This is a genomic window from Streptomyces sp., assembly GCF_050698815.1.
In the GTDB taxonomy this organism is placed as follows: domain Bacteria; phylum Actinomycetota; class Actinomycetes; order Streptomycetales; family Streptomycetaceae; genus Streptomyces.
Genome location: NZ_JBOHCV010000253.1, coordinates 1 through 7,030, shown reverse-complemented (window position 1 = coordinate 7,030; position 7,030 = coordinate 1). Strand labels below are relative to the sequence as shown.

Genomic DNA, 7,030 nt, shown 5'->3' with positions numbered 1-7,030 from the left:
GACGCCAACAAGGGCGTCAACCCGGACGAGGTCGTCGCCATCGGCGCCAGCCTGCAGGCCGGCGTGCTCAAGGGCGAGGTCAAGGACGTCCTGCTGCTGGACGTCACCCCGCTGTCCCTCGGTATCGAGACCAAGGGCGGCATCATGACCAAGCTGATCGAGCGCAACACCACGATTCCGACGAAGCGTTCGGAGACCTTCACCACGGCCGAGGACAACCAGCCGTCGGTGCAGATCCAGGTCTTCCAGGGTGAGCGCGAGATCGCGGCGTACAACAAGAAGCTCGGCATGTTCGAGCTGACCGGTCTGCCGCCCGCCCCGCGCAACGTGCCGCAGATCGAGGTCACCTTCGACATCGACGCGAACGGCATCATGCACGTCTCCGCGAAGGACCTCGGCACTGGCAAGGAGCAGCGGATGACCGTCACCGGCGGCTCGGCGCTGCCGAAGGACGACATCGAGCGCATGATGCGCGACGCCGAGCAGTACGCCGACGAGGACTCCAAGCGCCGCGAGTCCGCCGAGACGCGTAACCAGGCCGAGCAGCTCGTCTACACGACCGAGAAGTTCCTCAAGGACAACGAGGAGAAGGTCCCCGAGGCGATCAAGACCGAGGTCGAGACCGCGACCGAGGACCTCAAGGAGAAGCTCAAGGGCGAGGACACCGCCGCGATCCGCGAGGCCAGCGAGAAGGTCGCCGCGACCAGCCAGAAGCTGGGCGAGGCGATGTACGCCGACGCGCAGGCCGCCCAGGGCGGCGCCGAGGGCGCGCAGGCCGGTGCCGCGGGAGCGGACGCCGGTGCCGGTCACGCCAAGGCCGACGGCGGTGACGAGGACGTGGTGGACGCCGAGATCGTCGACGACGAGCAGAAGCCGAAGGATGGTGCCGCGTGACGGAGGAGACCCCGGGCTTCGATCAGAAGTCTGATGTCCCCGCCGAAGCCGCACAGCCCGATGACGCTGCGGCGCAGGCCGCCGGACCCTCCACCGACGAGGCGGAGGGGCCGGCGGCCCCGGCCGGGGACGTGACCGAGAAGGACCAGGCCGACCAGGGTGACCAGGCCGGCCAGCTCGACAAGGAAGCCGCGCTGACCGCGCAGCTCGACCAGACGCGTACCGCGCTGCACGAGCGCACGCAGGATCTGCAGCGGCTCCAGGCGGAGTTCCAGAACTACCGCCGCCGGGTCGACCGTGACCGTGTCGCGGTCAAGGAAGTCGCCGTCGCGAACCTGCTGACGGAACTGCTCCCCGTGCTCGACGACATCGGCCGGGCGCGTGACCACGGTGAGCTGGTGGGCGGCTTCAAGTCGGTCGCCGAGTCACTGGAGCTGGTCGCGGCCAAGATGGGCCTGATGCAGTTCGGCAAGGAGGGCGAGCCCTTCGACCCGACGGTCCATGAGGCGCTGATGCACTCGTACTCGCCTGATGTCACGGAGACGACGTGCGTGCAGGTCCTCCAGCCCGGGTACCGGATCGGCGAGCGTACGATCCGGCCCGCCCGGGTCGGCGTCGCCGAGCCGCAGCCGGGCGCCCAGGGACCGGGCGGCGAGGAACCGGCCGACGAAGAGGAGAACGGTGGTCCTGACCAGGGCTGACCCCGGCAGTGACCGCAGTGATCGCAGTGGTGAGCACGGCTTCGATGGGAAGGAGGGACGCCGCGGATGAGTACCAAGGACTTCATCGAGAAGGACTACTACAAGGTCCTCGGCGTCCCGAAGGACGCCACCGAGGCCGAGATCAAGAAGGCGTACCGCAAGCTCGCCCGGGAGAACCACCCGGACGCCAACCGGGGTGACACCAAGGCCGAGGAGCGTTTCAAGGACGCCTCCGAGGCGTACGACGTACTCGGCGACGGCAAGCGCCGCAAGGAGTACGACGAGGCGCGCACCCTCTTCGGCAACGGCGGTCTGCGGACCGGCGGTCCGGGTGGCCCGGGCGGCGCGGGCTCCTTCAACTTCGATCTGAGCGACCTCTTCGGGGGCGGCCAGCCGGGCGGAGGCGCCGGCGGTCCGGGCGGCGCGGGCGGTTTCGGCGGCGGTCTCGGTGACGTCTTCGGCGGTCTGTTCAACCGCGGCGGCGCCGGTACCACCCGTACGCAGCCGCGGCGCGGCCAGGACATCGAGTCCGAGGTGACGCTCAGCTTCACCGAGGCGGTGGACGGGGCCACGGTCCCGCTGCGGATGTCCTCCTCGGCGGCGTGCAAGGCCTGCGCGGGTACGGGCGACAAGAACGGCACCCCGCGGGTGTGCCCCACCTGCGTGGGGACCGGCCAGGTATCGCGCGGTGGCGGTGGCGGCTTCTCGCTGACCGACCCGTGCGTGGACTGCAAGGGCCGCGGGTTGATCGCCCAGGACCCCTGTGAGAAGTGCAAGGGGTCGGGGCGGGCGACGAGTTCGCGCACCATGCAGGTCCGCATTCCGGCGGGAGTCAGCGACGGGCAACGCATCCGGCTGCGCGGCAAGGGCGCCCCCGGCGAACGCGGCGGCCCGGGCGGCGACCTCTACGTCGTCGTGCACGTCGACCGGCATCCGGTCTTCGGGCGCAGGGGCGACAACCTGACGGTGACGGTCCCCGTCACCTTCCCGGAGTCGGCCCTCGGCGGCGAGATCAAGGTGCCCACCCTCGGCGGCCCGCCCGTCACCCTCAAGCTGCCGCCCGGCACCCCGAGCGGCCGCACCATGCGGGCCCGCGGCAAGGGCGCGGTCCGCAAGGACGGCACTCGCGGCGACCTGCTGGTCACCATCGACGTGTCCGTACCGAAGGACCTGAGCGAGAAGGCGAAGGACATCCTGGAGTCCTTCCGCGACGCGACGTCGGCGGAGGACCCGCGGGCGGCGCTGTTCAAGGCCGCGAAGGGAGACTGAGGTGGACGGCCGAGGCGGACGACGCAACCCTTACCAGCTGACCGAGGAGTCGCCGGTCTACGTCATCTCGGTCGCCGCCCAGCTCTCGGGACTGCACCCGCAGACGCTGCGCCAGTACGACCGCCTCGGCCTGGTCTCGCCGGACCGTACGCCCGGACGTGGGCGTCGCTACTCCGCGCGGGACATCGAACTGCTCCGGCAGGTGCAGGACCTGAGCCAGACCGAGGGCATCAACCTCGCGGGCATCAAGCGCATCATCGAACTGGAGAACCAGGTGACCGCGCTCCAGTCCCGCGTCGCCGAACTCCAGCAGACGGTCGAGGGCGCGGCGGCGGCCATGCAGCAGCGCGAGGCCCAGGTGCACGCGTCGTACCGCCGCGACCTGGTCCCCTACGAGGACGTACACCAGTCCGGCGCGCTGGTGGTCTGGCGCCCCAAGAAGCGCCGCGACTGATCCTCGGGCGCGGCCCCCGCCCGTTCCCGCGAGGCCGGGAGCCCAGCGGATTAACCCGATCAGGTGTGTGAGGTTGGTGCCTGGGCGGGCGGAGCCCCAGCGTGGGGGCATGACGTCGACACGCGCGGCCGTGGCCGCTCTCATGACCTGCACCACGGCCTTCGCCGTCATGGGTGCGGTGCCCGCCCCGCCGGTGCCGGCCTCCGCCGGGGACGCGTGGCCGCGGGGAACCGTCAGGACCGTCGGCAAGCTCGTCGCGAAGCTTCCCGGCAACCAGGCCGAGTCGTGCTCGGCCGCCGTCATCGACGCCCCGAACGGCAGCGTCGTCGCCACGGCGGCGCACTGCATCGCCAGCCCGGAGCGCCCGCAGCTGCCGGAGTCGATGTACTTCCAGCCCGGTTACGACGGCGGCGGCGGGCCGCAGGCCGTCATCGACAAGGGGTGGAAGGTCCGGTCGTGGACGATGGCGCCCGGCTGGGACGTGAACAAGGATCTGGACTCGGTCCTCCGGAACGACTGGGCGTTCCTGAAGATGGAGCGGCGCGGCGGGCGGACCATCCAGGACGCCTACGGGGCCAACACCCTGCGGACCGAACCGGTCGGCAGCGGCACCACCGTCACCCTCGGCTATCCGGTCACCTCGCCCTACGACGGGGAGACGCTCAACTACTGCGCCGGCCACGCGCACCGCTACCGGCACGGCGAGATCGCCGCCTCCAGTGTGGGCACCCTGTCGCTGCGGCCGTGCCGGCTCACCCAGGGCGTCAGCGGCGGCCCCTGGCTGCGCGACTTCGACGAGTCCCGAGGCGCCGGAACGCTGGTGGCCGTGACCTCGGTCGGGTCCGCGGACGAGCTGCTGGGGCGCCCGTACCCGAAGGCGGCCGGGGCGGTCCTCCAGCGGATCGGCGCCGTCGACGGGAAGGCGAGCACGCGGCACTGATCCTCGTCGGGGTACCGCCCGTCAGGGGAACGATTCCGGTCCCCTTACAGTTGAGTGAAGTGGACTCAACTTGCTGGATGCCCACACTGGCAGCGACAGTTCGGCGACAGCGACAGCGCAGGTACGACGACGACAGGAGGCACGCACGCCAGTGGACGCCGAGCTGACCAACAAGAGCCGGGAAGCGATCAGCGGGGCCAGCGACCGCGCCGTCACCGACGGGCACCCCGACATCACACCGGCCCATCTGCTGCTCTCCCTGCTCCAGGGCGAGGACAACGAGAACGTCTCGGACCTGATCGCCGCCGCCGAGGCCGATCAGGCCGCGCTCCGCTCGGGCGCCGAGCGCAGGCTCGCCGCGCTGCCCAGCGTCCAGGGCTCGACCGTCGGCAAGCCGCAGCCCGACCGCGCGCTGCTGGCGGTCATCGCGGACGCCACCCAGCGGGCGAAGGAGCTGGGCGACGCCTACGTCTCCACCGAACACCTGCTGATCGGCATCGCCGCCAAGGGCGGCCCCACGGCCGACCTCCTCAAGGAGCACGGCGCCACCGACAAGAAACTGCTCGCCGCCTTCCAGGACACCCGCGGCAGCCGCCGCGTGACCACCCCCGACCCGGAGGGCACGTACAAGGCGCTGGAGAAGTTCGGCACCGACTTCACCGCCGCCGCCCGCGAGGGCAAGCTCGACCCGGTCATCGGCCGGGACCAGGAGATCCGCCGTGTGGTGCAGGTGCTCTCGCGCCGTACGAAGAACAATCCCGTGCTCATCGGCGAGCCAGGCGTCGGCAAGACCGCGGTGGTGGAGGGCCTGGCCCAGCGGGTCGTGAAGGGCGACGTGCCCGAGTCGCTGCGCGACAAGCGCCTGGTCTCCCTCGACCTGGGCGCGATGGTCGCCGGCGCGAAGTACCGGGGCGAGTTCGAGGAACGGCTCAAGACCGTGCTGTCGGAGATCAAGGAGAGCGACGGCCGGATCATCACCTTCATCGACGAGCTGCACACGGTCGTCGGCGCGGGCGCCGGCGGCGACTCCGCGATGGACGCGGGCAACATGCTCAAGCCGATGCTGGCCCGCGGCGAGCTGCGGATGGTCGGCGCCACGACGCTGGACGAGTACCGCGAGCGGATCGAGAAGGACGCCGCACTGGAGCGCCGCTTCCAGCAGGTGCTGGTCGCGGAGCCGACCGTGGAGGACTCCATCGCGATCCTGCGCGGACTCAAGGGCCGGTACGAGGCACACCACAAGGTCCAGATCGCGGACGGCGCCCTGGTGGCCGCCGCCGCCCTCTCCGACCGCTACATCACCTCCCGCTTCCTGCCGGACAAGGCCATCGACCTCGTCGACGAGGCCGCGTCCCGGCTGCGCATGGAGATCGACTCCTCGCCGGTCGAGATCGACGAACTCCAGCGCGCCGTCGACCGGTTGAAGATGGAGGAGCTGGCGCTGGCGAACGAGACCGACCCCGGCTCCGTACAGCGCCTGGAGCGGCTGCGCCGCGAGCTGGCCGATCGCGAAGAGGAGTTGCGCGGCCTGACCGCGCGCTGGGAGAAGGAGAAGCAGGGCCTCAACCGCGTCGGTGAGCTGAAGGAGCGGCTGGACGAGCTGCGCGGCCAGGCCGAACGGGCGCAGCGCGACGGCGACTTCGAGTCCGCCTCGCAGCTGCTGTACGGGGAGATCCCGGGCCTGGAACAGGAGTTGGCTGAGGCGTCGGCCGCCGAGGAGGAGGCCGCGTCACAGCCCCGCGAGGCCCGTCAGACGATGGTCAAGGAGGAGGTCGGCCCCGACGACATCGCGGACGTCGTCGCCGCCTGGACCGGCATCCCGGCCGGCCGGCTGCTGGAGGGCGAGACGCAGAAGCTGCTGCGCATGGAGGACGAGCTGGGCAGGCGGCTGATCGGCCAGACCGAGGCCGTACGGGCCGTCTCCGACGCCGTCCGCCGCTCCCGGGCCGGCGTCGCCGACCCCGACCGTCCGACCGGCTCCTTCCTCTTCCTCGGCCCGACCGGCGTGGGCAAGACCGAACTGGCCAAGGCGCTCGCGGACTTCCTCTTCGACGACGAGCGGGCGATGGTCCGCATCGACATGAGCGAGTACGGCGAGAAGCACTCGGTGGCCCGGCTGGTGGGCGCCCCACCCGGCTACGTCGGGTACGAGGAGGGCGGCCAGCTGACCGAGGCGGTGCGGCGGCGCCCGTACACGGTCGTGCTGCTGGACGAGGTGGAGAAGGCGCACCACGACGTCTTCGACGTCCTGCTCCAGGTCCTCGACGACGGCCGGCTCACGGACGGGCAGGGGCGGACCGTGGACTTCCGCAACACCATCCTGGTCCTCACCTCCAACCTGGGCAGCCAGCACCTGACCGACCCCCTCAGCAAGCAGGAGGAGAAGCGCGAGCAGGTACTGGCCGCGGTGCGCGCCGCCTTCCGGCCCGAGTTCCTCAACCGGCTCGACGACGTGGTCGTCTTCTCCGCTCTCGGCGAAAAGGAGCTGAGCCGCATCGCCGGGCTGCAGATCGACGCCCTGCGGCGGCGGCTCGGCGACCGGCGCCTCGACCTGGACGTCACCCCCGCCGCGCTGGCCTGGCTGGCCGAGGAGGGCAACGATCCGGCCTACGGTGCCCGGCCGCTGCGCCGCCTCGTCCAGACGGCGATCGGCGATCAGCTGGCCCGCGAGATCCTGTCCGGCGAGGTGCGGGACGGCGACACGGTGCGGGTCGACCACATCGCGGACCGGCCGGGCCTGGTCGTCGGCACCGCCGCCGAGCAGCCCTGACG

At 71.3% G+C, this 7,030-nt stretch carries 6 protein-coding genes; all 6 read left to right on the top strand.

Features of this window, described 5'->3' with window-relative positions; genetic code table 11:
- Positions 1-894: Hsp70 family protein (locus ACRDP3_RS09420; RefSeq protein ID WP_431516410.1), on the top strand; the 894-nt coding region annotated here is incomplete at its 5' end.
- Positions 891-1,595 carry a nucleotide exchange factor GrpE gene (gene grpE / locus ACRDP3_RS09415; protein WP_431516409.1) on the top strand — a complete coding sequence of 235 codons (705 nt, stop codon included), beginning with the start codon at positions 891-893 and terminating at the stop codon, positions 1,593-1,595. The genes ACRDP3_RS09420 and grpE, both read left to right, overlap by 4 nt.
- A 66-nt stretch (positions 1,596-1,661) precedes the next feature.
- Positions 1,662-2,864: a molecular chaperone DnaJ gene (dnaJ, locus tag ACRDP3_RS09410; RefSeq protein ID WP_431516408.1), complete on the top strand. Its 1,203-nt coding sequence runs from the start codon at positions 1,662-1,664 to the stop codon at positions 2,862-2,864.
- Between the two features lies 1 nt (position 2,865).
- Positions 2,866-3,318, top strand: coding sequence for a heat shock protein transcriptional repressor HspR (locus tag ACRDP3_RS09405; protein WP_431516407.1), 453 nt, complete (start codon positions 2,866-2,868; stop codon positions 3,316-3,318).
- 109 nt (positions 3,319-3,427) lie between these two features.
- Positions 3,428-4,258 carry a trypsin-like serine peptidase gene (locus tag ACRDP3_RS09400; RefSeq protein ID WP_431516406.1) on the top strand — a complete coding sequence of 277 codons (831 nt, stop codon included), beginning with the start codon at positions 3,428-3,430 and terminating at the stop codon, positions 4,256-4,258.
- A 151-nt stretch (positions 4,259-4,409) separates the two neighbouring features.
- The gene (clpB, locus tag ACRDP3_RS09395; RefSeq protein ID WP_431516405.1) at positions 4,410-7,028 is read left to right on the top strand and encodes an ATP-dependent chaperone ClpB; all 2,619 of its coding nucleotides are present in this window, start codon (positions 4,410-4,412) and stop codon (positions 7,026-7,028) included.
- Positions 7,029-7,030: the final 2 nt, after the last annotated feature.

Excerpts from the sequence above, each read along its gene's own strand:
- dnaJ (WP_431516408.1), top strand. The coding sequence starts at position 1,662 with ATGAGTACCAAGGACTTCATCGAGAAGGACTACTACAAGGTCCTCGGC.
- ACRDP3_RS09400 (WP_431516406.1), top strand. The coding sequence starts at position 3,428 with ATGACGTCGACACGCGCGGCCGTGGCCGCTCTCATGACCTGCACCACG.